The following is a 24068-nucleotide window of genomic DNA, read 5'->3' as shown; positions in this document are numbered from 1 at the left end:
CAGACGACCACGCTTTTGCTCGAGACGATGGCGGGAAAGGGAAGCGAAGTCGGGCGCACGTTCGAGGAGATCGCGCGCATCATCGACGGCGTGAAGCTGTCCGACCACGTGGGCGTGTGTCTGGACACCTGCCATATTTGGGACGCGGGTTACGACATAGCGGGAGACCTCGATGGCGTGGTGCGCGAGTTCGACCAGGTCATCGGCCTTGACCGGCTGAAAGCCATCCATCTAAACGACAGCCTGAATCCCTGCGGCGCGCATAAGGACCGCCATGCCCGCATCGGGGAGGGGCACATCGGCTTCGAAGCGCTCTCGGCGGTGACGAAGCACCCCGCACTGCGCGATTTGCCCTTCTACCTGGAAACGCCGAACGACAAGCTCTCGGGGTGGGGCGAGGAGATCGCAGCCCTGCGCGCCGCTTGGGAAAACGAATAACGGAAGGCGCGGCGAGTCTCGGGAGGGGCTCTTCGGCGGCGCCCAGTCGCCCGAGGCGGTCCCCCCCCCGCGCTGCGGAACTCGCTTTGCGGGTGTTACACCGAACCGCGGGAGGGGCCCTTCGGCAGTGCCCAGTCGCTCAGACAGTCCTCGCTGCGCTGCGGAACTCGCTTTGTGGGCACCGCCGAAGGGCCCTATCTGGCCCGCAAGAGCTCAAACGCAAGGCGCGAACGAGCCGAAAGCAATGTGGGACACAAGCCGAAGGGCTCCTCCGCAACCCTATTGGTACGCGCGATAGCGGGCCTTGAGGCCAGAAAGCGGCAGCTTCACCTCGATGAGACTTATGCCCGGCGTCCCGAGCATCTCCCCGTAGACCTGCGAAAACTCGCTCGGAGTGCACACCTTGCGATAAGGCACGTTGAAGGCCGCCGCCGCGTGGGAGAAGTCGACGTCCTGCGGCGCCGAGAACAGGCGCGCGAAGTACGGCTCATCCGACGCCTGCGGGAGCATCTCGAAGATGCCGCCGCCGTTATTGTTCAACAGCACCACGACGATGCTTGGAGCAGGCTTGCCGCGCTCGGCCGCAACCTGGGCGATTTCGCGCTGGAGCGCAAGCCCGCCCAGGTCATGCTGCAGCGTGAAATCCCCCGTAAGGAACGTCGTCTGCTCGAAATGCTGCGCGACGCCAAGGGCGGTCGACACCGTGCCGTCAATGCCGTTGAGCCCTCGGTTGCACAGCACGGCAAGCGGCTTGTCGCCTTTCACGTAGAAGGTGTCGATCGCGCGAATCGCCATCGAGTTCGCAGAGAACAAGCACGACCTCGCAGGTGTCGCCTTCAGAATCTCGCGCACGTACGCGCCTTCGGGACGAGGGGCAACAGCGGCGGACTCGGGCTCGGCGTCTCCTGCAACCTCGGCCCCGTCGGCAGCTTTGCCCGTCACCCTCTCCCGCGAATCTTCCTCCACCGAAAGGATGCGCGCCCGTTCGGCCGCGTTCGCCTCGCGCCACGAGGAAAGGAAGCCCGCGCTCGCCTGCGCATCGCAATCGCACGCCAGCAAAGATCGCGCGAAATCAATCGGCGTGCAAGCGACGAACAGGTCGGTCATCGCATTGAAATCGCGCGTCTCACCTGCGTCTACGACAATCTCAATGGGACGCGCCGCGGCAATCTTCCGCACGCAGCGCTTCGACACGGGGTAACGCCCGAAGCGGATGACCACTTCCGGGGCGGGGAAATCGTCACGCCCGAAGACGTTGTCATAGTTGTCGATGACCGCCTCGTTGCCAAGCGATCGCAGTCCCGAAAGCGGGTCAGCTAGAAGCGGCAAGCCGTATGCCTTTGCCCATGCCGCCATCTCGCGCGCCTCTTCCAAGCTCTCGCAAGTGCCCTCGCCCGCAAGCACCAGCGCGCGACGCCCGCAAATAAGGGCCTTCACCTGGTCGCATACCGCTGCCGAAAGGCGGCTTACCGCAGCGACCTCGGGCCCGGCAATGCCCGCCGTCCCCGCCAAGCCGCCCACACCATCGAGCGCACTGCGTCCCGCCGAAAAGACCCCGGGCGTGGAAAAGTCGGGTTTCAGCGGCTCGTCGAAGGGGAAGTTCGCGTGCACGGGGCCCGCCATGCGCGAACACGCGCGCGAGGCGACGGCATCGCCTTCGAGGGGAAGATACCCCCCGGGAAGCGTGCCCAGAACAAGCTCGCGAGCAGCCTGGCGCGCGAAGGCGACCGCGCGAGGCGAATCCTCCGCAAGAGGCATCTGGATGAAGCGGCGCACGTGGTCGCTGTAGGCCTTCATCTGGTCGCACGTTTGCGGCGCGCCAAGTCCCTGCAGGTGAGGCGGCCTGTCCCCCGAAAGCACGATCAGCGGCACGCGCGAGGTCTCAGCTTCCAGCACCGCGGGGTAGTAGTTCGCGAGCGCTGTGCCCGAGGTGCACACAAGCGCCACGGGGCGACCCGACGCCTTCGCCAACCCCAGCGCGAAGAACGAAGCGCTGCGCTCGTCGATGTCCACATAAACAGTCATGCGCTCGGGCTCGCGCCTGCCGAGCTCGTACGCGCACATGGCGAGCGCCGTCGAGCGCGAACCCGGACTCACCACCACCTCGCGAACGCCCCAGCGTGCAAGCTCGTCGAAAAACGCCGAAACGACGAGTGCCGTAGCCTGCTGTACCGAAGATGTCTCTGCCATCTCGCATTACCTTCCTTTGCCCGAGCCTGAAAACGCCCGCGCGAAACAGCCCCGCGACCGCATTTTTTCGCGGGGCATGCCGATAATCGACCTTGAAGAAGTATACTTTCGCCAACGACAACGCAAAAGGGAACGCGAGGAGGCCGGCGTGCTTTTCATACTGACAGGTGATATCCAGATAGGCAAGACGCGCTGGCTCGAGAGCACGTGTCGGAAGCTCGCCGCCGACGGCATCCCCTGCGCGGGCGTCGTAGCGCCCGGCGTCTGGGTACCCTCAGAACACGGCGACGCCAACGGGTTCGAGAAGCTCGGCATCGACAACCTGCTCCTACCGCAAGGCGAACGCATTCCCTTCGCCCGCAGGCGCGATTTGGCGCAGGCCGAGGGAACGTTCGACCCGAACAGCCAAAGCGCGCAGATGCAGCTGGGATGGGAAATCTCCGACGATGCGATAGTGCAGGTGAATGCCCATTTCGACCTCATCGCCTCCAGCACCCATCACAACGGACGCCAAAGCCTGCTCGTCGTCGACGAGCTCGGACGTCTCGAGCTCATGCGGAATCAGGGGCTCACAAGCGCGCTCGCCCTGCTCGATGAGGGGCCCAACCCTGCCTTCCCCCACGCGCTCATCGTGGTGCGCGACGTGCTGGTCGACCTGGCGCGCGAACGGTTCGCGCCCGTATGGGGCGACCCCTCGCTCATAAGCCCCACGCAAGATGCGGAAGAGGCGATTCGCCGCACGTTCGATGCGACCCGTTAAACGTAAAATCGTACCCGCCACGTTCGCCTCGCGACCCCGCCAAATGCGGGGCGTATCCGGCGCGCAGGCCAAGCGAGCAATTCGCGTTCCAAACTATCCCACTACATAATACGGGCCCGAGACGGCAAAGCGCTCGGGCCCGAACATCACCGCTCGCAAGGAGCAGCTCGCAACCTACTTCGACGGAACGGCGTGAGCCATAAGCTCAGCGATGTCCGCATCGGTAAGGTCGTAACCGTAGAACGTCTTGTAGTAATCCTTCGCCACGTCGGTCACGCTCGTGGAGAACTTGCCTGGGTAAAGCACGCGGGGCAGCCACTGCATGCCGAGCACCTGGTTCACCGACGGCGGGCTCGACAGCCAGTTGTAGGGCGTCTTCGGCACCTGATAGTACGAACCGCTCTGAATAGCCTCGAGAGAAGCCCAGGTCGGATCGGTACCGGCGGCCTCGTAGAAGTCGCCCGCATCCTTGCCGTTCGTGGCGAACAGGATGACACCGGGGTTCCAGTTGGCGATCTGCTCGAAGCTCACCTCGTTGCCCGTGCCCGAGCCGGTCGCCTTCTCGACGACGCCGATGTTGTTAGCGCACATGTCGACGACGCCTCCCTGGTAAGCGCCCTTCGCGATGATGTTGAGGCCGGAGTCGCCCACGCAGTAAAGCACGTTCGCGCGCTCGGATTCGGGAATGCCCGCCATCACCGAAGTGGTCTCGTCGTAGGCCTTCTTGCAGTAGTCCGCAAGCTCCTTCGCGCGATCGGTGGTGCCCAGAAGCTCGCCGAGCATCGTGTAAGCCGTGTCGTAGGAATCAAGCGACGACGCGATATGGACGACGGGGATGCCGATTTGCTCCTGCAGCGTGTCGAGGTCGTCCTTCATTCCGTCTTTCGCCTCGCCCACGTCGATCACGACCTGCGGGTCGGCTGCAGCGACGGCCTCCTTGTTGAAGTCGCCCTTGCTGCCGTAGATCTGGCCGAAAACGTCAAGCGACGCATATTCGCCACCCAAGTATTTTGCCTGATCGTCCGCAATTTTAGTTGCAAGGCCGACCATCTTCTCGGGAGCGATCGTCAATAGCACGTTCTGCGCGAGCGGGCCGGAAGCCGCCACGCGATCGATCTGCGCAGGAAGCTCCACTTCCCGTCCGAGCGAGTCCGTGAAGGTGCGCGTTGCCGGCGCCTCGGCCTGCGCATCGCTTTTCTGGTCGCTTGACTCCTTCTGCCCGCCGGAGCATCCGGCAAGCGAAAAAGCGAGCGCGAGCGCCATCGCAGTCGCCGCGATTGCGAACCCGATGCCGCGCTTCTTCGTCGTCTCCATTCTTCCTCCTTGCATCCTATTCTTCCCTGATTTCGCTTGTAGGCACGCATACGCGCACCTTGTCGCCATAGAGCGAGTTGACCTCGACCTCCACACCGTAGATGCGCCCCACCAACTCGGCGGTGATCACATCCTTGGGGTCGCCGTACGCCTCGACGGTGCCGCCGTATACCACGAGCGTCTTATCAGCAAAGAGAAACGCCTGGTCAGGCTGATGAGTTGACTGCACAATGGAAAGTCCCTCGCGCGCAAGCTGCTTCACGCACGACAGCACGCGCACGGTGTTGCCATAATCGAGCGCGCTCGTGGGCTCGTCCATCACGATTGTCTTCGCGTTCTGGGCAAGCGCGCGGGCGATCAGGACGAGCTGCTGCTCTCCGCCGGAAATGTGGGTGTACATACGGTCCGCCAAATGCCCGATGCCGATGCGCTCGAGCGCTTGTTCCGCCCGCTCGACCTGCTCGCGGCCAGGCGTCCCGAAGATTCCCACGTCGGCGCCCGTGCTCATGAGCACGACGTCGCGCACCTTGTAGTTGTATACAGGGGCGTGGGTTTGGGGGATATAGGAAATTTCCCGCGCGCGCTCGCGCACCGAAAGATCGCGCAAATCCTTGCCGTTTACGCGAATGACTCCCTCATAATCGCTGTTCAGGCACAGGATGCAGCGAAACAACGTCGACTTGCCCACGCCGTTGGGCCCGAGCACGTTCACGAGCACACCGTCCGGAATGCTCGCATTCACGTCGCGCAGCACCTGATGCTTCCCGTAGGAGAAGCTCACATGTTCGATATCTATACTCAAATCTTACGCTCCCTCGTGATGAGATAGAGGAAGAACGGCGCGCCGACGAACGCGGTCAGGATGCCGATGGGAATCTCGGACGTGGCCACAAGGCGCGCGATGTCGTCCACAAGCAAAAGGAAGCTCGCGCCCATAAGCATGCTCGCCGGCAAAAGTTTGCGATAGTCGCAGCCCACGAGCATGCGGCACAAATGCGGGATGACCAGACCGACCCAGCCCACCATGCCCGACACCGCCACGCTCGACGCGGTGACAAGAGTGGCCGCAAGCAGAACGACGACGCGCATCCGCTTGGCGTTCACGCCCATCGTGGCGGCCTCGTCGTCGCCCATGGTAAGGATGTTGATGCGCCAGCGCATGGCGAACAGCACGACGCACCCGATGATCATCGGGGCAGCGACCAGCGTAACATCGGACATCTTGGCGCTCGTCAAACTTCCCATCAGCCAATACGTGATAGCAGGAAGCTGATCGGTGGGGTCTGCGATCAGCTTGGTGAACGAGACGCCCGCCTGGAACAGCGAGCTCACCATAACGCCCGCGAGCACCACGACAAGGATGCGGTTCCCCTTCGCCCGGCTCGATATGAGCAGCACGAGAAACACCGTCGCGATAGCGAAGCAGAACGCGAACAAGCTTGTGGCAAACGCGCTCGCCCCCAAGAGGATGGCGATAGCGGCTCCAAGCGCCGCGCCTTGGGACGCGCCCAGGATATCGGGCGACACGAGCGGGTTTTGGAAGGTTCCCTGGAACGCCGCACCTGCGGCCGCAAGGCAGCACCCCACCATAAGCGCGAGCAAGATGCGCGGAAGACGAACATTGAAGAACAGCGTCTGCTGCTGGTTCGTCCAGAACTGGTCGATGGGAAATACCTGGCCAAGCAGCATGCAAATGGCCTCATGGGGCTCGATGGGGAATTTGCCGAGCATAAGCGAGACCGCCGTGATGGCAATCAAGATCACGGCAAGAGCCATGATGACGAAATCTTCGCGCAGGGAGATTCTTCTCCCCGTATCTGTTCCCTCGAGTTTCGGCACATCGTTCCCTTCGAATAATGCTACTCCCGAAATATAGACAAATATGCAGAATTACACAAACGGGAATATCCCGAAATAGGGACGATTGTGAGACGTACAACGAAGAGGACCCCCAGGTGGATGGCGATATTTCTCAGTACGGATTATTCTAATAATAGGTTATTCTATTTTATGTATGATTGTTGGCGCGCACTCGGCAAGTTCTCACCGCAAGAAAGACGGCCGCAACCCGCCCTATTCTCCGAACGCGCTTAAGATGGTCTTGAGCTTCATGTCGATCTCGTCGAACTCGTCGTCGGCCACGCTGCCCTCGACGATGCCGCACCCAGCGTACACCCAGCCACCTTCCCCATCGAACACGCCCGTGCGAAGACCGACCGAAAATGCACCGTCACCTGCGCCGTCGATGTAACCGCACGCACCCGCGAAGAACCCGCGGTTGTACGACTCGATCTGGCGGATGAGCATCTTCGCCTCGCCAACAGGCGTGCCCGCCACCGCAGGCGTGGGGTGCAGATTGCCCACGAGCTCGGGCAGGTTCACGCCCTCGAGCACCTTCGCGCTCACCGGGGTGTGGAGGTGCTGCACGTGGCGCAGCGAGAGAATCTGCGGCTCGCGCGGGATGCGCACGTCATAGCAGATGCGCCCCAGAACCTCGCGCATGAAGTGGACGACATGCTCGTGCTCGGCGCGATTCTTCTCGTCCGCCATAAGCTCGCTTGCCAGCTCGCGAGCGCGATCAGGGTCCTCTGAAGCGGGGCACGTCCCCGCCAGGCACATGCTCTCGAGCTGTTGGCCGCGCTTGCGAACGAGCAGCTCGGGCGTGCAGCCGCAGAAGAACACGTCGGCGTAGCGGTAGAGCACCACCGTGCCGCGCGCATCGCCGTCGATCAAGTTCACCAGCAAATCCTTCGAGGAGAACGGATGCTCGGCGCGAAGCCTCTGCCTGCGCGAGAGCACCACCTTGCCAACGCGCCCCGAGCGAATCGCCGAAAGCGCGGCGTCCACTTCCGATCGCCACTGCTCGCGAGAGTCGCGCTCCAACGTGAACGACACCGCCACGCGCTCGCGGCGCGGGGCGCCTGCCACCTGGCGCGCGAAACGCGCGATGCGGCCCGGATACACGGGGGAGAGGCTGTTCACTTGTAACATGCGCCCGCGCTCGTTTTCCACAAGCACCACTTCGGGCAGCATGAACCGAAGGCGCGGGAAGGCCTCGAAGAGCTCGTCGGTGGCCTTGGGATTCTCTGCGTCGAAGCGGTTGAACGAGAAGAACACGGGCGGCTGGTCGATGGGACCCTCGATTTCGTATTCCACGCCTTCCATCTGCGGCAACGCAATGCAACGCCCCAAGCCCATGTAGCGGTTCGCGCTTTGCTTGTCGTAGTAGACGAACTGGTCGGTGAAGCCCTTCTGCAAAAGGCAGAACCCGTCGACGATGTCGGAATCGATGGGCTGGGAATACGTGTACACGCGAGTCATGGGCAATCCTTTCGGGAAACTTGTTGCCGCCAATTATATCGATACCGTGCGCCCGCGCCACAGCTTGCGCAGAGCGAGGGCGCCGAAACGAGTCGCGCCCGCCGCGAGCCGCTCGCGCACCCGCCCCGCCGCCTTCCGTTCCCCTGTGTTTTCCCGACGCGAATCCGCTGATTGAGTGACAATTCGGTAAAGCTTGAGCCCTCTTGCCCGCTTTGTGGCAACATGGAGACTTCGAAAACACCGCGCGAAGGAGATGAGATGGGCTTCCTGTCCAAATTCGAAGGCAAAATGGAAGACACGTTCGAGGGCGCAGCCGACAAAATGACGAACTCGCCGTTGTCGCCCGTGCAGATTGCCAAGAAGGCGGAAAAACAGATGCGCCGCAACAAGATGGTCGGCGCGGGGAAGCAATACGCTCCTACGCTCTACACCGTGCTTGTGAACGCCGACGATGACGAGCGCCTGTTCGGCTACTACCCCACCCTCGCGGGCGAGACCGAGACCTACCTTGCCGCGAAGGCAGCCGAAGAGGGACTCCTCATGGACGGGCAGCCGCTCGTACGCTTCATCGTCGACGAGGGCCTTCGCCACGGCAAGTTCGACGTGGTGGCAGAGCCCGTCGCCGCACCCCTCATCGCGCAGCTCCGCGCCGAGGAGATGGCGCGCTACGGCATCGGCGCCGCGCCGGCGGCCAACCGCTACGGCGCCCCCGCTGGCGGATATGCCCCTCAGCCGCAGGCCGCCCCGTACGCCGGTGGCTACGATCAGCCCGCATACGACGACTACGCCGAAGACGAGGGCTATTCCGACTACAACGACTACGACAACTACGATGGCTACGACGATTACGACAACTACGACGACGACCAGCCCTTCGAGTCGCAGGAAGAACCCGGCTGGGCAGAGCCCCCGATGAACCGAGAGGAATCCTTCGCCGGCGCAGGCGCCGCAATCGCGGGTGCCGCAGCGCAAGGAGCGCCCCAGACCATGGTCTTCCCGCAGGAAGCAGCGCGCCGCGAGCAGCCTCGCGCCCAGCAAGGCGGCGCCGCGCTCATCGACACGACGCACGGCAAGACGTTCCCGCTTTCCTCCGCGCGCCAGCTCATCGGCCGCGAGTCCAACTGCGACATCGTCATCCCCGACATCAACGCGAGCCGCACGCACGCTGAGCTGCGCTTCGAGCAGCCGGGCGTGTGGGTTCTCACCGACCTCGGCTCCACGAACGGCACGCTCGTGAGCGGCCGCCAGATCACCTCGCAGGTGCTGCAGGGCGGCGAGCGCATCGTCATGGGAACCACCAACCTTCAATTCGTGATCGGATAACGCGAAAGGCACATCGTGATCGACACCGTATTGCTCATCGCGCGCCTGCTGTTCGTGGCGCTTCTGTACCTGTTCCTGTTCGCCATCATGAAAACCGGCGTGGGACTCGTCCGCGGACAGCGCAAGAAGGAGCGCTCGTGGAACCTGTCGATCGAGCGCGGCCCAAAGGAGCTTCGCGGTGTCTCCATCGCAGTGCGCGGGCCGGTTGTGGTCGGCCGCACGCCTGGCGCCGACATCGTGATCGGAGCCGGGTACGTTTCCGCACGTCATGCATGCTTTAATCCCATGGGGCAGAACCTGTTCATCGAAGACCTCGGCTCAACCAACGGAACCGCCGTCAACGGCAAGCTCATCGCCGGGCCCGTAGCCCTGAAGAACAACGACGTCGTGAACATCGGCGACGTCGCCATCCGCGTTAGGTTCGCATAATGCCAGTTCAGAACGAACAATCTCTCAACCATGACCCGCATCGCGCAGCGCGCGGGGAGCGTCCCTCGAGAGGGCACCGCCCGAGCGGGCGCGGGCGCCGAGCGTCTTCGGCGACGTTCGGCAGCAGAACCGACGTCGGCTGCGTGCGCGACCACAACGAAGACTCGCTCGTCGTGGCGCCGCCGCTGTTCGTAGTGGCGGACGGCATGGGCGGCCACGCCGCGGGCGAAGTCGCATCCGAAATCGCCGTCAACGTCATCGCCGAGCGGGCGCCGGAGCATCCCGACGCGAACGAGCTCGGGCGCGCTGTCCAGGCCGCGAACCACGCGATCCTGAAGGCGGCGCACGAAGGACGCGGTCGCGAGGGAATGGGCACCACCTGCACCGCAGCGATGCTCGAAGGAGAGCGCCTCGTCATCGCGCAGGTAGGCGACTCGCGAGCGTATCTGCTCCACAAGGGGAAGATTCAGCAGCTCACGCGCGACCACTCGCTTATGGCCGACCTCATCGAGGCTGGGCAGCTCACCCCCGAAGAAGCGCGCGTCCACCCGCAGCGCTCGGTCATCACGCGCGCGCTCGGCAGCGACCCGCGCACCGTGGCCGACCTCTACGAGATCAACGTCGACGCGGGCGACCGCCTGCTTTTGTGCTCAGACGGACTTTCGGGCATGGTGCTCGACCAGGACATCGAGGCAATCCTAAATCGCGTCTCCGATCCGCAGCGCTGCGCATCACAGCTGGTGAACGAAGCAATCGCCGCCGGCGGTCACGACAACGTGACCGTCATCGTGGTCGACGTGAAGGGCTTCGCCGAAAAACGCCGCCGCAAAGTGGCGCGCAAAACGAAGATCACCGTTGCGTTCGTCCTCGTCCTGCTCGCGGCAATCGTGGGCGGTGCGGCATACGGGCTGAACTACTGGGTCAGCACCGCGGCATTCCTCGGCGTTGACCAGGGGAAGGTCGCCATTTACCGCGGGGTTCCCGGCGAGTTCGCGGGAATGAGCTTCTCAACGCTCGAGAAGACGACCGACATCGACGTGGACGACCTGCAGCCGGGCCTTGCCAATCGCTTGGCGGAGAACTCCATCACCTGCGACAACGTCGAGGCTGCTGAAAGCCTCGTCGCCGAATACGAGCAGGAAGTCTTGAACAAGAAGCAGACCGAGGACGAGCGGGACCGCACGCGCGACGAGGCGCAATCCGACGACTCGAAATCCTCGGGGCAAAGCGCTTCCGCCACCGCAAGCGCCGCCTCCAGCGAGAAGACGCAAAACGACGACACATCCCCCAGCGCATCGGGAAGCGGTGATGCCGCATGACGAGGCGCAACATAGAGCTCATCTTGCTGCTCATCGCGTCGCCGCTCGTCATCTTGATGTTCGCGATGCTCGCAATCAACGAGGGGCAAGCGCTCGACATGCAGACCCTCGGCGTGCCGATCGGCATCTTCGGTGCCTTCATCGTGGCGCACATCGCCACGCGCATACTCGCCCCCGAAGCCGACCCCGCCATCCTGCCGATCTCGTTCGCGCTCTCGGGCATCGGCATCGCTTTCATCACGCGCGTAGCGCCCTTCTCCGACAGCCCCAACATGGCCATCAACCAGGTCGTCTGGCTGTTCTTGGGCGTCGTGCTCATGATTGCGGTCATGGCCTTCCTGCGAAATCCCGACCGGCTCGCCAACTACAAGTACACGCTCGCCATCGTCGGCGTCATCCTTTTGCTCTCGCCGATGATCCCCGGCATCGGCCAGGAAATCTACGGCAGCCGCATCTGGCTGCATGTAGGCGGATTCTCCTTCCAACCAGGCGAGATCGCGAAGATCATTATCGTGCTCTTCCTGGCCGGCTACCTTGCGCAGAACCGCGAGATGCTCTCGGTGTTCACCTGGCATGTGGGCCCGTTCCGCTTGCCCGACATCCGCACGCTCTTGCCGCTGCTCCTCATGTGGGGCGTGGCAATGCTCATCGTCGTGTTCGAGAAGGACCTCGGCAGCGCGCTCGTCTTCTTCCTCGTGTTCCTGGTCATGCTCTACGTTGCCACGGGAAAGAAGTTCTACCTGGTCATCGGCTTGGGCCTCGTTGCCATCGGCGGCGTGGGCGCCTACTTCGCCTTCGACCACGTGCAGACGCGCGTCGCCACCTGGCTTGACCCCTTCGCCGACGCGCAAAACACCGGCTACCAGCTCGTGCAAACCATCTACTCACTCGCCGACGGCGACCTGTTCGGCACGGGAATCGGGCGCGGCATGGCAGGCGGCGGCAACGGCATCACCCGCATCCCGGTCGTGGAAAGCGACTTCATCTTCGCGGCCATCGGCGAGGAGACGGGGCTTTTAGGCGCGGCAGGCCTGCTGCTTTTGTACCTGTGCTTCGCGATTCGCGGCTTCGTGACCGCAGCACGCGCGAAATCGGATGTGAGCTCTCTTATCGGCGCAGGCCTCACCTCGATCATCGTGCTCCAGGCGTTCATCATCGTCGGCGGCGTCACCAGGCTCATCCCCCTCACTGGCATCACGCTCCCCTTCGTCAGCCAAGGCGGCTCATCGCTGCTCGCCGCGTTCATCATCGTCGGGTTCCTGTTGCGCTGCGGCGACGAGGGCACGGGCTCGTCTTCCGAGATTATGAACACCACGACCATCATCAGCGCGAACAGCGTGCTCGGGCGCGTCTCGCTCGGCAAGCGCCTCACGCACACCATGATCGTGTTCTCGCTCATGTTCGCGGCGCTCGTGGCAAACCTCACGCTGATCATGGTCGTGCAGGCGAGCGACTACCAGAACATGGCGGCGAACAACCACACCATGGCGCGCGAGGCGAAGACCGAGCGCGGCACCATCTCCACCTACGACGGAACCGTCCTCGCGCAGAGCGTCAAGAACGACGATGGCACGTACTCGCGCGTCTACCCGGCGGGCGACCTCGCGAGCCACGTGGTGGGCTACACCTCGTCGAAGTACGGAACAAGCGGCATCGAGGCCAGCTACAACGACACGCTCAAGGGCGAGAAGAACTTCGCGTCGATCACCGATGTCGTGAACTCGCTTTCGGGCGTGGGCACCCCCGGCAACGACGTCACGCTCTCCATCAACTCGCAGATTCAGCAGGCGGCGCAAGACGCGCTGGCCAACGACTCGGGCGCCTGCGTGGTCATGGACCCGAAGACGGGCGCCGTGCTCGCGATGGCCTCGGCCCCAACCTACGACGCCGCCGACATCGACCAGGTGATCGCCGACGCCGCAAGCTCGGGAGCGAATTCCACAAGCTCGAGCGAGCTGTACAACCGCGCGACGCAGGCACTCTACGCGCCAGGTTCCACGTTCAAGATCATCTCACTTGCCTGCGCGCTGCAGGAAGGCATCGCCACCGAGACCACCATGTTCGAGTCGCCCTCGTCGATGGACATCGGCAACGCCGCCGTCACCAACTTCGAGAAGCACAACTACGGCACGATTTCACTTGCACGCGCGACCGAACTTTCCTCCAACGTCGTCTTCGGCCAACTCGGCGTGCAGATCGGCGCGGAGAACCTCGTGAACTACGCGAAGCTCTTCGGCTTCAACATGGACATCGATTTCGATCTGCCCCTCGCGACCTCGGTCATGCCCGACGCGAAGGACATGACCACGTGGGAGACCGCCTGGGCGGCGGCGGGAGAGCCCGTCGGCGAGAGCAAGACGACCAACCACCCGAGCCCCGCAGGCCCCCAGGCCACCGTGCTCGAGATGGCGCTCGCCGGCTGCGGCATCGCCAACGACGGCGCGATCATGCAGCCCTACCTGGTCGACGGCATCTACAACGCCGACGGCAAGCGCAGCTACACGGCCACCCCGAAGAAGCTCTCGCAAGCAGTGAGTGCCGACACAGCAAGCCGCGTGCGCACTGTGCTCGAGGGCGTCGTGAACAACGGCACCGGCACTTCCGCCCAAATCAACGGCGTGACCGTAGCAGGCAAGACGGGCACCGCCGAGCACGACGGCTACAACGACGTGTGGTTTGTCGGCATGGCGCCGTCGGAGAACTGCAACGTCGTCGTGGCGATCGTGATCGAGAAGGGGCAATCCAGCGAGTACGCCGCCAGCAAGGCTCGAGATGTGATGAAAACGGCGTTGGAAGTACAAGGCGATTTATAATTTGGTATGCTAATGCGAACCGGCATAAACGAAACAAAAACGCAGCACAGCAGGGAAGTTTAAGGAGCAAACGTGTCTAGCGCAGCGATGACAGGCAGAATCTTCAACAACAGGTACCAGATCACCGAGCGCATCGGGATCGGCGGCATGGCCGAGGTGTACCAGGCTCAGGACAACGTCCTCGGGCGCCGCGTTGCCGTAAAGGTGATGCTGCCCCAATACGCATCGGACGCCGCATTCGCGCAGCGCTTCCGCCAGGAGGCCGCGTCTGCCGCCAACTTGCAAAGCCCCTACATCGTGAACGTTTACGACTGGGGTCAAGACGACGGCACGTACTTCATCGTCATGGAGTACATCCGCGGCACCGACCTCAAGACCGGCATCGTGCAGCGCGGCGCGCTCAACCAGCGCAAGGTTGCCGAAATCGGCTCGCAGGTGTGCCAGGCGCTTTCCGTCGCCCATAACCAGGACATCATCCACCGCGACATCAAGCCGCAAAACATCATGGTCCAGCCCGACGGCAACGTGAAGGTGATGGACTTCGGCATCGCGCGCGCAAAGAACTCGGTGAACGCGAAGACGTCCACCGTTCTCGGAACGGCACACTACATCTCGCCTGAGCAGGCGCAGGGCAAGGAGCTCACCGCCGCAAGCGACATCTACTCGCTTGGCGTGGTGCTCTTCGAGGCCGCGACGGGCAAGCTCCCCTTCGACGGCCCCGACGCCATCAGCGTCGCGATGAAACAGGTCAACGAGGAGCCGCCGCTGCCCTCCGACTTCAACCCCGACATCGACCCGGGCCTTGAGAGCATCATAGCGAAGGCCATGCAGAAAAACCCCGCGGACCGCTTCGCCACCGCGAATGACATGCGCCTCGCACTGAACGACTTCTTGGCGGGCCGCCCCGTAAAACTTGCGGGCGCCGCGGTGCCGGGCGGTTTCACGAGCGCGCAGACCCGCGTGATGAACCCCATCGAGGGCGGCGCGGCGGGCGCCGACAGCACGATGGTCATGCCCCAGCCCGTGAAGCCCGTAACCCACAGCGGCCAGACCAACTATCACGGAGCCAACACTCCGAACATGCCCGAGGACAAGGGCGGCAAAAAGACAGGGCTCATTGTAGCCATCGTGGCAGCCATCGCTGTCATCGCCATCGCCGCGCTCGTCTTCTCCGGTGTCTTCGCATCGGGAGACCCCGTGCCCAACGTGAAGGGCAAGACGCTTGAGGAGGCCACGACGATCATCGAGAAGGCCGGCTTCGAGGTGGGCACCACCAACGCCGTACACGATGACAGCGTTGCGGCGGGCAGCGTTGTGAGCCAGGACCCCGCAGCGGGAACGAAGAAACCCGCGGGAACGAAGATCAACCTGAACATCTCGCAAGGCACCGAGCAGGTCACTGTGCCCGATTTGACGAACAAGACGCCTGATGAGGCGCAACAGCTCTGCGACAAGGTGGGCCTCACGATGAAGGCGGGCACGCCCGCCTACGACGACAAAGTCGAGAAGGGCAAGATCTCCTCGCAGGATTTGAAGGCGGGCGACAAAGCGGCGAAGGGCTCCGTTATCACCTATGTGCTCTCGCTCGGTTCCGAAAAGGTCGCGGTGCCCAACGTTGTCGGAAAGTCGCAAAGCGATGCGATGGCCGCGCTGAAGAACGCCGGCTTCGAAGTGTCCGTTTCCGAGGAGGCAAGCTCCGACGTCAAGCAGGGCAATGTCATTCGCCAGTCGCCCACTTCCGACGAGAGCCTCGAGAAGGGCAGCACCGTCTCCATCACGGTGAGCTCCGGCAAGAAGTCCTCCGAGGTGCCCAACGTGGTTGGCAAGTCCGAGGGCAGCGCGCAGACCACGCTCGACAATGCCGGGTTCAGGGTTTCCACCGAGTATCAGAGCAGCGATTCGGTCAAGCAGGGTAACGTCATCAGCCAAACCCCCGACGGTGGAAGCTCGCTCGAGCCGGGCAAGACGGTGCATCTGGTCATCTCGACCGGCCCCTCTTCCTCGGGCGGCACCACGAATGGCGGATCCGACAGCAATGGCGGGTCAGGAAACAACTCGAGTAGCAGCAACTAGAATCAACAAAGGGCCTCGCGATGCGAGGCCCTTTCACTTGTGCGGCATGTTCGAACGACAATCATCATCTACTTGAACCTACCCGAAGATACCCGACAGCAAGATCGGGCCAGGATGGTCGGAAAAGCTGAGAGAAGGTAGCCGAAGCAAGAGCAGCTATAGACCCTCGTCGAACGCGGCATCTGCACCTCAGGGCACAAAAAAGTTCCGCCCCCGACAAGTCCAGGGTGAACCCACCTCGAAAGGTGGGTGCTCGCAGCCAGCTTTCCGGCTTTCGCATCAACGGACGCGAATCTCCGTTCCACAGGCTATCTTGAGCTCCCTGCATATAAAACGTCGGTCCACCGCATGTATGACTGCGGGAGCGGAACCTACCTTCAGTATAAGGACGATGGCGTTCAATTAAAGTCTTGACATGCCGCGGGTTCCATAGTTTGATGAAGGAAGAGCGTGCCGTTTCAAGGCACCTCAATCTAGGCCGTAGGTATCCTCAGGATGAACACGGTACCCTTACCCTCTTCGCTTTCCACCCGAACGCTGCCCTTGTGGTACATCACGGCATGCTTGACGATCGCAAGCCCAAGTCCCGTGCCGCCGGTCTCCTTCGAACGGCTCTTCTCCAAGCGATAGAAGCGCTCGAAGATTTTCTCCTGCTTGTCCTCTGGGATGCCCGGGCCAGTGTCGCTCACGCGCACGACGGCTCGCATGCGGCCGCGCTCCCCCGCAGGCAGCGCGCGGATATCGTCAGCCTGCTCCGCCGAAGTGGGAAGCTCCAGCCGAACCGAAACGCTCACGCTTCCACCTTCATGGTTGTAGCGAATCCCATTCTCTACCAGGTTATACAGCATCTCCTCGACCAGCGTCTCGGAGCCGGCGATGCACGCCGAGTCTCCACTCACCTCAATCGACACGCCGCGGTCGTGGGCAAAGCTCGAAAGCCGCCCCGCCACGCGCTTGGAGGCTTCCAGCATATCGATAAGCGTCGCCGACTCGCCATCGAAGGACGTCTCATCAAGCCGCGAGAGTGTCAGTACCTCGTCGATCAGGGCGCGCATCGATTGCGCCTCGTCGTAGATGAGCCCCGCGAACTTCTGGCGGTCGGCGGGATCGACCATATCGTTCCTCATGAGCTCGGCATACCCCGAGATCACTTGAAGCGGCGTCTTCATCTCGTGGCTCACGTTGCTCGAGAAATCGCGGCGCATCGTCTCAGCGCGCGCGAGGTCTTTGTTCTGCTCGCGAAGCTGCCGCTGCTGGTCGTCGATTCGCTCGAGCAGCGGGTCCATCTCCTCGTAAATCTCGTTCTCGAGCGGGTTGGCAAAATCAAGCGCGTCGATCGGCTGCATAATGCGCGACGTTAGCCGTTGCGACAGCAGGAACACGAGCATAATCGCCACGAGAAGCGTAAGCGCAATCGGCCCCATCATGCCGCCGAAGAACGCAACCAGGGACTCGCGCGTCTCGGACAGGCGCACGACGTCCCCGTTCTGGAGCTTCACCGCAGAATACAGCGTCACAGTGCCAAGCGTGCTCGAGTAGCGGGACACCTCTCCGCGCCCACGCTCGTCGGCTTCGCGCACCTCGGGGCGGTCGGCGTGGTTTTCCATCGTCGAAGCATCGGCCACACTGTCGTAGAGCACCGTGCCATCCGTATCGATAAGCGTATAGCGGAAGGCATCGGAAAACTGCTTCGAAAGGGCCTGCTCGCACGCCTGTGAGTCGAGGTCGCCCAGCGATGTTGCGACGTTTTGCGCCGCGGAGGAAAGACTCTCTTCCGCATCGCGCTCGTAGGTGGTATAGAAGATCGCCGACATAGCGGTGCCGAAGACGAACAGGACAATCAGCGTGAAGGTGAGCACGCTGCGGAAGATGCGGTTCGACAGGCTTTTCACGTTGTTATGGGTCGGACTCATGATGCGCTCTTCATCGTATACCCGACGCCGCGAACGGTGCGGATGAGCTCGTCGGCACCCGACGATGCCGCGTTGAGCTTCTGCCTCAGCGTTTGAATATGCACATCGACCGTGCGCGTTTCGCCCACGTAAGTCACTCCCCACACGTCCTCAAGCAATCTGCCGCGCGAAAGCACCCTGCCCTCGCTGCGCATCAGCGCGCGCAGCAGGTCAAACTCCTTGAGCGTCAGCGCAACGGGAGTTCCCCCGACGCTCACCGTATGGGCGGACGAGACCAGCTCGATCGGCCCGTTAACGAGCGTGTCGTCGGCGCTCACGGCCGGCGCCTGCGCGCGACGCAGCAGCGCGTTTACGCGAGATACCAGCTCCATCATGCCGAACGGCTTCGCCAGGTAATCGTCGGCGCCCGCATCGAGCCCGCACACCTTGTCGAATTCGGTGCCTTTCGCTGTGAGCATCATAACAGGGATGTTCTTCGTCGACGGCAAACTGCGTAACTCGCGGAGAATCTCAAGACCGTCCATTTCGGGGAGCATGATATCGAGCAGCACCAAATCGGGTGCCTTCTCGTCGCAAGCCTTGAAGAAATCGCGGCCGCATGTGAAGCCGGCAGCTTCGAATCCCGCCTGCTTGAGGGCATAGACGGTAAGGTCTCTAATGTTTGTGTCATCTTCGACGTAGTAAATCATGCACGCATCCTGTCCAACGGCCTGCGCGTCGGCGCGCGCCGCATTGCTTATGTAACGTGTATCCATCATCGCGCCAATGCGTCAAGCGCGCGTCGAAGCTTTGTCATGGATGCGTAAAGATGGGAAGCGGGGCAGAACCAACACTCCGCCCCGCATGAGGAAAGGGAAGCTATTATGCGATTCGGCCTTCGAAGAACGCCCGCGTCCGATAATCCGCGCTTGCGGAATTGAGCTTGGGGAGAGGACCGGCCTCAACGGTGCGGCCTTGCACGAAGACGACGCCTTCATCAGCGCAAATCTTTGCAAAGCGCGGGTCAGACGTCGCGAGCACCACAGCACATTCCGTCTTGCGCGCAACCGATTGCAAAGCCTGGCTCATTGTAAAGGAATCCACCTGGTCAAGTCCCGTTGCAGGTTCCGAGACGAGCAGTACGAGGGGACGCTTCACAAGCGCACGGGCGATGGCGACAAGACGCCTCTCAAGTGCGGGAAGCGAGCTTACCGCGCGATCGAGGTGATCGCCCAAACGCCTTTCCGCGTCAAGCGAGCGCAGCACGCGATCGATCTCGGCGGCAATCGCAGCCCTGTCGTGGATACCTCTCTGGCGAATGGAAAACGCGATGGCGTTGCGAACGCTCTGTAGCTCGAAGGAGCCGCCGAAAAACACGCGGGCAACCTTCTCGCGGGCGCGCTCAGCACCGAGCGTGCGATAAGCATCATGCCCGCAAAGCTCGATCGAGCCGCCCATGTCGACAGTCCGAGCGCCGGGAAGCGTGGCTCCCAGTGCGTCAAGCATGGCCTCGATACCGCATCCTCGCGGGCCGCAAAGCGCCGTGACCTTGCCTTTCGCGATATCGAAAGAGACGTCTTCCAACGAGGTGAATGCGCCGAGACGCAAGGTGAACTTGCGCACGCGAACAAGCGGCGCTGCGGATTCGTGGCTTTCGCATGCCGCGCGATGAGCCAGGACACCCAGACCGTTGCGAGCAGCACATGAGGAATGCAGAGGCTCACAAGCCCTCTTCACATTCCTTGCGGCTTTGCGAGGCGCTGCGCTTTCCGCAAGCAAGCGCTCTGCGGCCTCAACGACCTCTCGAGTTTCGGCACTTCTTTTCTCTACGAGCATGGCGTCCGCTTTCCGTCATTCATCATCGGCAGATGCAACCATGTTCTCGCATACACGTCAAAGCCTTGTTGGATGCTCGTTATATCTGAGTAAAATGAAGGGAAATAAAAAACCAGCCGAAAAAGGCTGGCGAGTATTCAAAATGGTGCGGGCGAAAGGACTTGAACCTTCATGGGGTTGCCCCCATACGGACCTGAACCGTACGCGTCTGCCAATTCCGCCACGCCCGCACATCTGCCTCAGTTATTGAAGCGGTTGATTATGTTACTCCACTTCCTTGTTGCGCGCAAGGGGGTTTTGCTCTTTTTCTGCCATTGCTCGTGCAGCTTGACGTTCGGCGCGACGGCGGATCTCGTCTTCGCGCTGCGCCCGCGCCGCTCGCTGCTGCTCGACGAGGCGCTGGGCCTCGAGGGCCGCGCGCTGGGCCTCTCGGTCGGCGCGCTGGCGCTGAGCAACCCTTGACGCCTCGGCACCATGGCGCCCCCTCACGGGCGCTCCCTCGCCCGCACGCGAACCATCAGGCGAAACACGGGATGCTGACACCTCTCGGGAACCACTTGCCCGCGATGGCACACCCTGAGCATCGCATGCTTGAGCGGCTGCATTGCGAGCGGAGCGTGACGCTTGGGGAGAGGTTTCTCTCGCTGCGGCTGCTTGAACGCGCACACGCGATTGCGGCCCAGTTTCACCAGGCCAAGAGCCCTTTTCCTCGCCGCGAGGGACGTCGATGTTCGCTCGGCGCTCGGCACGAGCCGGGGTGCAGTCTGCCATGGCGGCGCGACGCTCCGCACGAGCTCTCCGCTCGGCCCGACGTTCGGCAAGAGTTGACTGGCGTGGCGTCGCTTGCGCCGCCCGAGGGCTTTGCGCCGCCTCCGCCCGAGCCGTTTCACGAGCGGACACCGCCGCAGCCGACGAGCCCTCGGCGCCACGAAGCGGAACATGGTAGCTTCCGGGAACGTATCCTTGGGCGGCCTCGGCCGGCACACCCGCTGCAGAGCTGGGTGAAACGACCTCTGCGTTCACGGGCACAGGAGTCGCGGCCAGGCTGCCCGCAGTACGCGCCGCCTGCTGAGCAGCAGCCTGAGGCCGTCCCTGCGGGGGCACGCCGGCGCCTGACGGCCGCTGCTGCCCGCGAGGACGCGGCGCTCCCAAACGTTTTCCCACCTCATGGTTAAGCTTGGCGAGATTCTGCCGATCGATTTCCACATCTTCGGCCAGATTGCGAACTTCCTGATTAAGCTTGAGCGTCATCGCAATCACCACGACGACGGCAATCGCCATCACGATCAAAATCGCCATCATCAACAAGGGCGAATTCGGCAATGCGCCCACCTCCATCTTTCGCACGCCTATTTCCACAGATGATACCACGCCTCATCACGCGAAATGAAAAAACGCCCCGAGCCGTCGAAACGAACAAGCTCGGGGCGCAAGCAGGCAGAGGGTAGCGCACGCGCCGACTCAGGCGTTCGGGTTGCACGGGAGCTCTCGCTTCGCACGCGGCAGGCGCCGTACGCGAGATGCTATCAGCACGAGACCGGCAACCGATGCAAGACTGGCGCAGGCCGATCCTCAACTGTGCGGAGGAATCATTCAAGCACGTGCCGGCTGCGGTTTCCCCATTGACGAGTTCCCTTAGAGAACCTCGCCGCGCACGGAGAAAGTGACCACCTCGAAGGGAAGCTTCTTGCCGCTGGCGTCGAGAGCGCCCTCCGCGGCACGCTGCAGCCCGCCGCAACAGGGAACCTCCATGCGGCAAACGGTCACCGAGCGAATGTCGTTCATCGCGATGATGGCCGACAGCTTCTCGGTGTAGTCAACCGCATCGAGTTTGGGGCAGCCGATTATCGTGACCCGACCGCGCATGTATCGATCGTGGAACGATGCGTAGGAAAACGCCGTGCAATCAGCGGCGATGAGCAGGTCAGCCCCCTGGTAGTAAGGAGATTGCAGGGGCATGAGCTTTATCTGGCACGGCCATTGGGCAAGCTGGCTTTGCTCCTCGGCTTCGGGGGATGCCTGCGTCTTTTCGGGAGTGTGAAGCATTTGGGCGCGCGAGCCGGGGCAACCCCCGCCAAGATCACCGGAACCGCCCTGCCCCGTATGCACGGCGTGAGCTTTCGCCGCCTGAGCTGCGACCACGGCCGCCTCATCGTAGGGAAGCGCCTCGCGTTCGACAAACGTGATGGCACCCGTCGGACACGAGGGCAGGCAATCGCCCATGCCATCGCAAAAGTCGTCGCGCAAAAGCTTCGCCTTGCCATCGACGATGCCGATCGCGCCTTCGTGGCACGCGTTCGCGCACAGGCCGCAACCTGTGCATTTGTCCTCGTCAATATGGATAACCGCTCGAATCATGAACTCCCCCTAAAACAATTTACCTTGCCGCCGGTTCTACCCCGCACCCAGGAAGGGCAGAAGGCGGCTTCGACTACGCTCTCGGCGCCCCCGTTTATTCGACGGTGCCGTACTTCTGTCCCCAGGCATGCCCTCCGACAGCGGAGTTCAGCTGATCGCACAAACGACGGCGCGTGAAGGTGCTCGGAGGCAGCAGGTTCACAATTTCTTGAAGCTCATCGGGCAGATCGACCGCCTCGGCCGCTAGGATCACATCGAGCCTGCGCACCTTGCGCGCGCCAGGGACGCCGGCCATATCGGCAATGCGCTCCTCTTCCGTCAAATCCGCGAACAGGGAGTCGACCACCTGCTGCAGCGCACCGTAATAAGGGCTCTTCTCTCGAGACGACATGGCGCCTACGCCTCCCCACCCTCGCTGAAGGCCGCGGCGATTTTCTCGCGCAGCGCATCTGCCAGCGCGCTCATCTGCTCGTCAGTCGCAGATGCCACCTGGGGCTCCCCTTCGCCTCGCCCGTCCCCACTTGAAGGCAACTCAGCGGCAACGGATGCATCGGCCGCAGACACGCCTGCCGTGCGGCACACCGCGACATCGAGCCCCGCCGTCGTGGCAGCAAGTGCTCCTGTGTAGGCGGGAGTGGCGGCGCCGGTCGCGCGCAAGAACTGAACGCCCGAAGCTCGCAGACGCGCGGCGGCGTCGACAACGGCGTCGGGGCAGTAGTACGGGTTCGCATCCGTGGGACCGCCCTGCTTCGGCTTGTGCTCGGCAACTGCCAGCTGCACGAGAATTGGCAGGTCGCAGGCAGCTTCGGCGCGCTTCGCGAGCGCGCAGGCAGCTTCGATCCCGCACGCCGTGGAAAAGCCCGCCACCGAAGCGCCATACTCGCCCATGATCGCGCAGGCCTCTTCGAGGGTTCCTCGCCCACTCGCAAGCGTGCCGTCCGCAAGCACATCGACCGACGCGAACGCGGGCATGTCGCTCACCTGACGCACGCCCATGAGCGCGCACAAAAGGTCGCTCACCGTGGTGAACCCGTTCAAGAAGAAGGCGTCGAATTGCTCGCCCTCGAACAGGCGTGCAGCGCGGGCATACTGGTCGCGGTTCTCGTTGAGCGACGCTTTGCTCGATGCGTCGAGGGGCAAACCGCACGGCCCGATTTCAACAAGGACGTGCTGTGGTTTCAGTGGCCGCAGAACCTCGAGCGAGGCGCGAGCCACGTCGCAGGCGCGATCCTCCATTCCGACCTGCGCCATTCGAGCGGGCGTGATTCCCGCGGTGCTCGTCACAAGACATTGGGCTCCGGCCATGGACTCCAGGCGCATCGCTTCCTGAATCGAATCGGGCTCGAGGACGGTCATCAGCTCGAGGTCGCGATCGACGTCGACGCCCTGGCGCGCGAGCGCAGCGGAAACGGGGGCGGAAACGACGAGCATATCTTTGTCGAAGCGAAGGGCAATGTCGGGCATGGAGGCATCCTTTCTCGTTTCCCCCATCATAGCGTATGCACGCGGAAGGGCGAGTCTCGAGACCCCACGCCTCACATCTCGCATAGCGTGGGGAGCACCGGCGGATGGAAAGGCCCGAAAACAAGTACGCCAGAATAGCGACCCCGGAAGCTCGGCGTGGTCGGCTTCAACGCTATTCTCAACACATCATAATAGATGAATGCAACTATTCTCATCCAGGGGCGAACGGCGCGCTTTTCGGGGTGAGCGGAAACGTTACCGCACTTCACCGCCCATATCGCGCCGTTCCGCCCCGGAGCGCGTTTTTTTTGGCAACCCTTCATATAATGACGTCAGCAGCTGAGAAGGCTCCCCTCCTTCCTCACTGCACTGCTTTCATACCCCTAGAAAAGCAGAAGCGACGCATCTATAAGCGTCGCAAATCCCCTCCTTGGGCCCAGCGGGAGCTCCCCTCTCCCCTGGGCCAATTCTTTCTCCAAGATGGAGCCTGGCGAGCCATTATCTTCAAGCTGGCTCACCAGGCACCATCGAACCTCCC

At 62.7% G+C, this 24068-nt stretch carries 19 protein-coding genes, 1 tRNA gene and 1 other RNA gene; 7 read left to right on the top strand and 14 right to left on the bottom strand.

Going from position 1 to position 24068, the window contains the following annotated elements:
• Window positions 1-438, top strand: a 438-nt coding sequence (locus tag Q0G18_RS05010; RefSeq protein ID WP_297150200.1) for a deoxyribonuclease IV, incomplete at its 5' end; no start/stop codon positions are given.
• Between the two features lie 279 nt (window positions 439-717).
• On the opposite strand, the gene menD is transcribed toward Q0G18_RS05010, so the two are convergent.
• Entirely contained in the window at window positions 718-2628 is a 1911-nt protein-coding gene (gene menD, locus Q0G18_RS05005; RefSeq protein ID WP_297150197.1) for a 2-succinyl-5-enolpyruvyl-6-hydroxy-3-cyclohexene-1-carboxylic-acid synthase, read from the bottom strand.
• Between the two features lie 148 nt (window positions 2629-2776).
• Between menD and Q0G18_RS05000 the strand changes: the two genes are divergently transcribed.
• Complete coding sequence (locus tag Q0G18_RS05000; protein WP_297150195.1) at window positions 2777-3388, top strand: nucleoside-triphosphatase; 612 nt, start codon at window positions 2777-2779, stop codon at window positions 3386-3388.
• 174 nt (window positions 3389-3562) lie between these two features.
• On the opposite strand, the gene Q0G18_RS04995 is transcribed toward Q0G18_RS05000, so the two are convergent.
• The 4 genes from Q0G18_RS04995 to Q0G18_RS04980 all read right to left on the bottom strand — a co-directional run bounded on the left by Q0G18_RS04995 (window position 3563) and on the right by Q0G18_RS04980 (window position 8023).
• Window positions 3563-4702, bottom strand: coding sequence for an ABC transporter substrate-binding protein (locus tag Q0G18_RS04995; RefSeq protein ID WP_297150192.1), 1140 nt, complete (start codon window positions 4700-4702; stop codon window positions 3563-3565).
• Between the two features lie 16 nt (window positions 4703-4718).
• Entirely contained in the window at window positions 4719-5504 is a 786-nt protein-coding gene (locus Q0G18_RS04990) for an ABC transporter ATP-binding protein (RefSeq protein ID WP_297150189.1), read from the bottom strand.
• Window positions 5501-6541 (bottom strand): iron ABC transporter permease, encoded by a 1041-nt coding sequence (locus tag Q0G18_RS04985; RefSeq protein WP_297150186.1) that lies wholly within the window; start codon window positions 6539-6541, stop codon window positions 5501-5503. Before Q0G18_RS04985 ends, Q0G18_RS04990 begins: the two co-directional genes overlap by 4 nt.
• A gap of 234 nt (window positions 6542-6775) precedes the next feature.
• The gene (locus Q0G18_RS04980) at window positions 6776-8023 is read right to left on the bottom strand and encodes an isochorismate synthase (protein WP_297150183.1); all 1248 of its coding nucleotides are present in this window, start codon (window positions 8021-8023) and stop codon (window positions 6776-6778) included.
• Between the two features lie 258 nt (window positions 8024-8281).
• Here Q0G18_RS04980 and Q0G18_RS04975 point away from each other — a divergent pair, with 258 nt between their 5' ends.
• From Q0G18_RS04975 to pknB, 5 genes are all read left to right on the top strand, one after another.
• Window positions 8282-9346: a DUF3662 and FHA domain-containing protein gene (locus Q0G18_RS04975; RefSeq protein WP_297150180.1), complete on the top strand. Its 1065-nt coding sequence runs from the start codon at window positions 8282-8284 to the stop codon at window positions 9344-9346.
• A gap of 15 nt (window positions 9347-9361) precedes the next feature.
• Window positions 9362-9775 carry an FHA domain-containing protein gene (locus Q0G18_RS04970; protein ID WP_158050157.1) on the top strand — a complete coding sequence of 138 codons (414 nt, stop codon included), beginning with the start codon at window positions 9362-9364 and terminating at the stop codon, window positions 9773-9775.
• Window positions 9775-11094 (top strand): Stp1/IreP family PP2C-type Ser/Thr phosphatase, encoded by a 1320-nt coding sequence (locus Q0G18_RS04965; protein WP_297150176.1) that lies wholly within the window; start codon window positions 9775-9777, stop codon window positions 11092-11094. The genes Q0G18_RS04970 and Q0G18_RS04965 overlap by 1 nt, the downstream gene beginning before the upstream one ends.
• Entirely contained in the window at window positions 11091-13907 is a 2817-nt protein-coding gene (locus tag Q0G18_RS04960) for an FtsW/RodA/SpoVE family cell cycle protein (RefSeq protein WP_297150173.1), read from the top strand. The genes Q0G18_RS04965 and Q0G18_RS04960 overlap by 4 nt, the downstream gene beginning before the upstream one ends.
• Window positions 13908-13979: 72 nt before the next feature.
• Window positions 13980-15980 (top strand): Stk1 family PASTA domain-containing Ser/Thr kinase, encoded by a 2001-nt coding sequence (gene pknB, locus Q0G18_RS04955; protein WP_366769066.1) that lies wholly within the window; start codon window positions 13980-13982, stop codon window positions 15978-15980.
• Between the two features lie 200 nt (window positions 15981-16180).
• Here pknB and ssrS read toward each other — a convergent pair.
• From ssrS to Q0G18_RS04910, 9 genes are all read right to left on the bottom strand, one after another.
• Window positions 16181-16354: non-coding RNA, 6S RNA (gene ssrS, locus Q0G18_RS04950), on the bottom strand.
• A gap of 99 nt (window positions 16355-16453) precedes the next feature.
• Window positions 16454-17893, bottom strand: a complete 1440-nt coding sequence (locus tag Q0G18_RS04945; RefSeq protein WP_297150171.1) for an ATP-binding protein — start codon at window positions 17891-17893, stop codon at window positions 16454-16456.
• On the bottom strand, window positions 17890-18582 hold the full coding sequence (locus tag Q0G18_RS04940) for a response regulator transcription factor (RefSeq protein ID WP_297150203.1): 693 nt from the start codon (window positions 18580-18582) through the stop codon (window positions 17890-17892). Before Q0G18_RS04940 ends, Q0G18_RS04945 begins: the two co-directional genes overlap by 4 nt.
• A 172-nt stretch (window positions 18583-18754) precedes the next feature.
• A complete protein-coding gene (locus tag Q0G18_RS04935; RefSeq protein ID WP_297150167.1) occupies window positions 18755-19609 on the bottom strand; it encodes an ATP-binding cassette domain-containing protein in 855 nt (284 codons plus the stop codon).
• A gap of 242 nt (window positions 19610-19851) precedes the next feature.
• Window positions 19852-19938: transfer RNA gene (locus Q0G18_RS04930), tRNA-Leu, on the bottom strand.
• Between the two features lie 34 nt (window positions 19939-19972).
• Window positions 19973-21031: a hypothetical protein gene (locus Q0G18_RS04925; RefSeq protein ID WP_297150164.1), complete on the bottom strand. Its 1059-nt coding sequence runs from the start codon at window positions 21029-21031 to the stop codon at window positions 19973-19975.
• Between the two features lie 312 nt (window positions 21032-21343).
• A complete protein-coding gene (locus Q0G18_RS04920) occupies window positions 21344-22066 on the bottom strand; it encodes a 4Fe-4S dicluster domain-containing protein (RefSeq protein WP_297150160.1) in 723 nt (240 codons plus the stop codon).
• A 94-nt stretch (window positions 22067-22160) separates the two neighbouring features.
• Window positions 22161-22457 (bottom strand): hypothetical protein, encoded by a 297-nt coding sequence (locus tag Q0G18_RS04915; RefSeq protein WP_297150158.1) that lies wholly within the window; start codon window positions 22455-22457, stop codon window positions 22161-22163.
• A 5-nt stretch (window positions 22458-22462) separates the two neighbouring features.
• On the bottom strand, window positions 22463-23530 hold the full coding sequence (locus Q0G18_RS04910; RefSeq protein ID WP_297150155.1) for a homocysteine S-methyltransferase family protein: 1068 nt from the start codon (window positions 23528-23530) through the stop codon (window positions 22463-22465).
• Window positions 23531-24068 lie beyond the last annotated feature (538 nt).

The sequence above is a fragment of the uncultured Ellagibacter sp. genome (assembly GCF_934636505.1).
GTDB lineage: Bacteria > Actinomycetota > Coriobacteriia > Coriobacteriales > Eggerthellaceae > Ellagibacter.
The sequence above is the reverse complement of the archived record's forward strand: the minus strand, read 5'-3'. Positions and strand labels throughout refer to the sequence as shown.

What these genes read in the sequence shown, in the direction of transcription:
- menD (WP_297150197.1), bottom strand. Translation starts at nt 2,628, where the DNA reads ATGGCAGAGACATCTTCGGTACAGCAGGCTACGGCACTCGTCGTTTCG.
- Q0G18_RS04995 (WP_297150192.1), bottom strand. Translation starts at nt 4,702, where the DNA reads ATGGAGACGACGAAGAAGCGCGGCATCGGGTTCGCAATCGCGGCGACT.
- Q0G18_RS04980 (WP_297150183.1), bottom strand. Translation starts at nt 8,023, where the DNA reads ATGACTCGCGTGTACACGTATTCCCAGCCCATCGATTCCGACATCGTC.
- Q0G18_RS04975 (WP_297150180.1), top strand. Translation starts at nt 8,282, where the DNA reads ATGGGCTTCCTGTCCAAATTCGAAGGCAAAATGGAAGACACGTTCGAG.
- Q0G18_RS04965 (WP_297150176.1), top strand. Translation starts at nt 9,775, where the DNA reads ATGCCAGTTCAGAACGAACAATCTCTCAACCATGACCCGCATCGCGCA.
- Q0G18_RS04960 (WP_297150173.1), top strand. Translation starts at nt 11,091, where the DNA reads ATGACGAGGCGCAACATAGAGCTCATCTTGCTGCTCATCGCGTCGCCG.
- Q0G18_RS04945 (WP_297150171.1), bottom strand. Translation starts at nt 17,893, where the DNA reads ATGAGTCCGACCCATAACAACGTGAAAAGCCTGTCGAACCGCATCTTC.
- Q0G18_RS04940 (WP_297150203.1), bottom strand. Translation starts at nt 18,582, where the DNA reads ATGATTTACTACGTCGAAGATGACACAAACATTAGAGACCTTACCGTC.
- Q0G18_RS04920 (WP_297150160.1), bottom strand. Translation starts at nt 22,066, where the DNA reads ATGATTCGAGCGGTTATCCATATTGACGAGGACAAATGCACAGGTTGC.
- Q0G18_RS04915 (WP_297150158.1), bottom strand. Translation starts at nt 22,457, where the DNA reads ATGTCGTCTCGAGAGAAGAGCCCTTATTACGGTGCGCTGCAGCAGGTG.
- Q0G18_RS04910 (WP_297150155.1), bottom strand. Translation starts at nt 23,530, where the DNA reads ATGCCCGACATTGCCCTTCGCTTCGACAAAGATATGCTCGTCGTTTCC.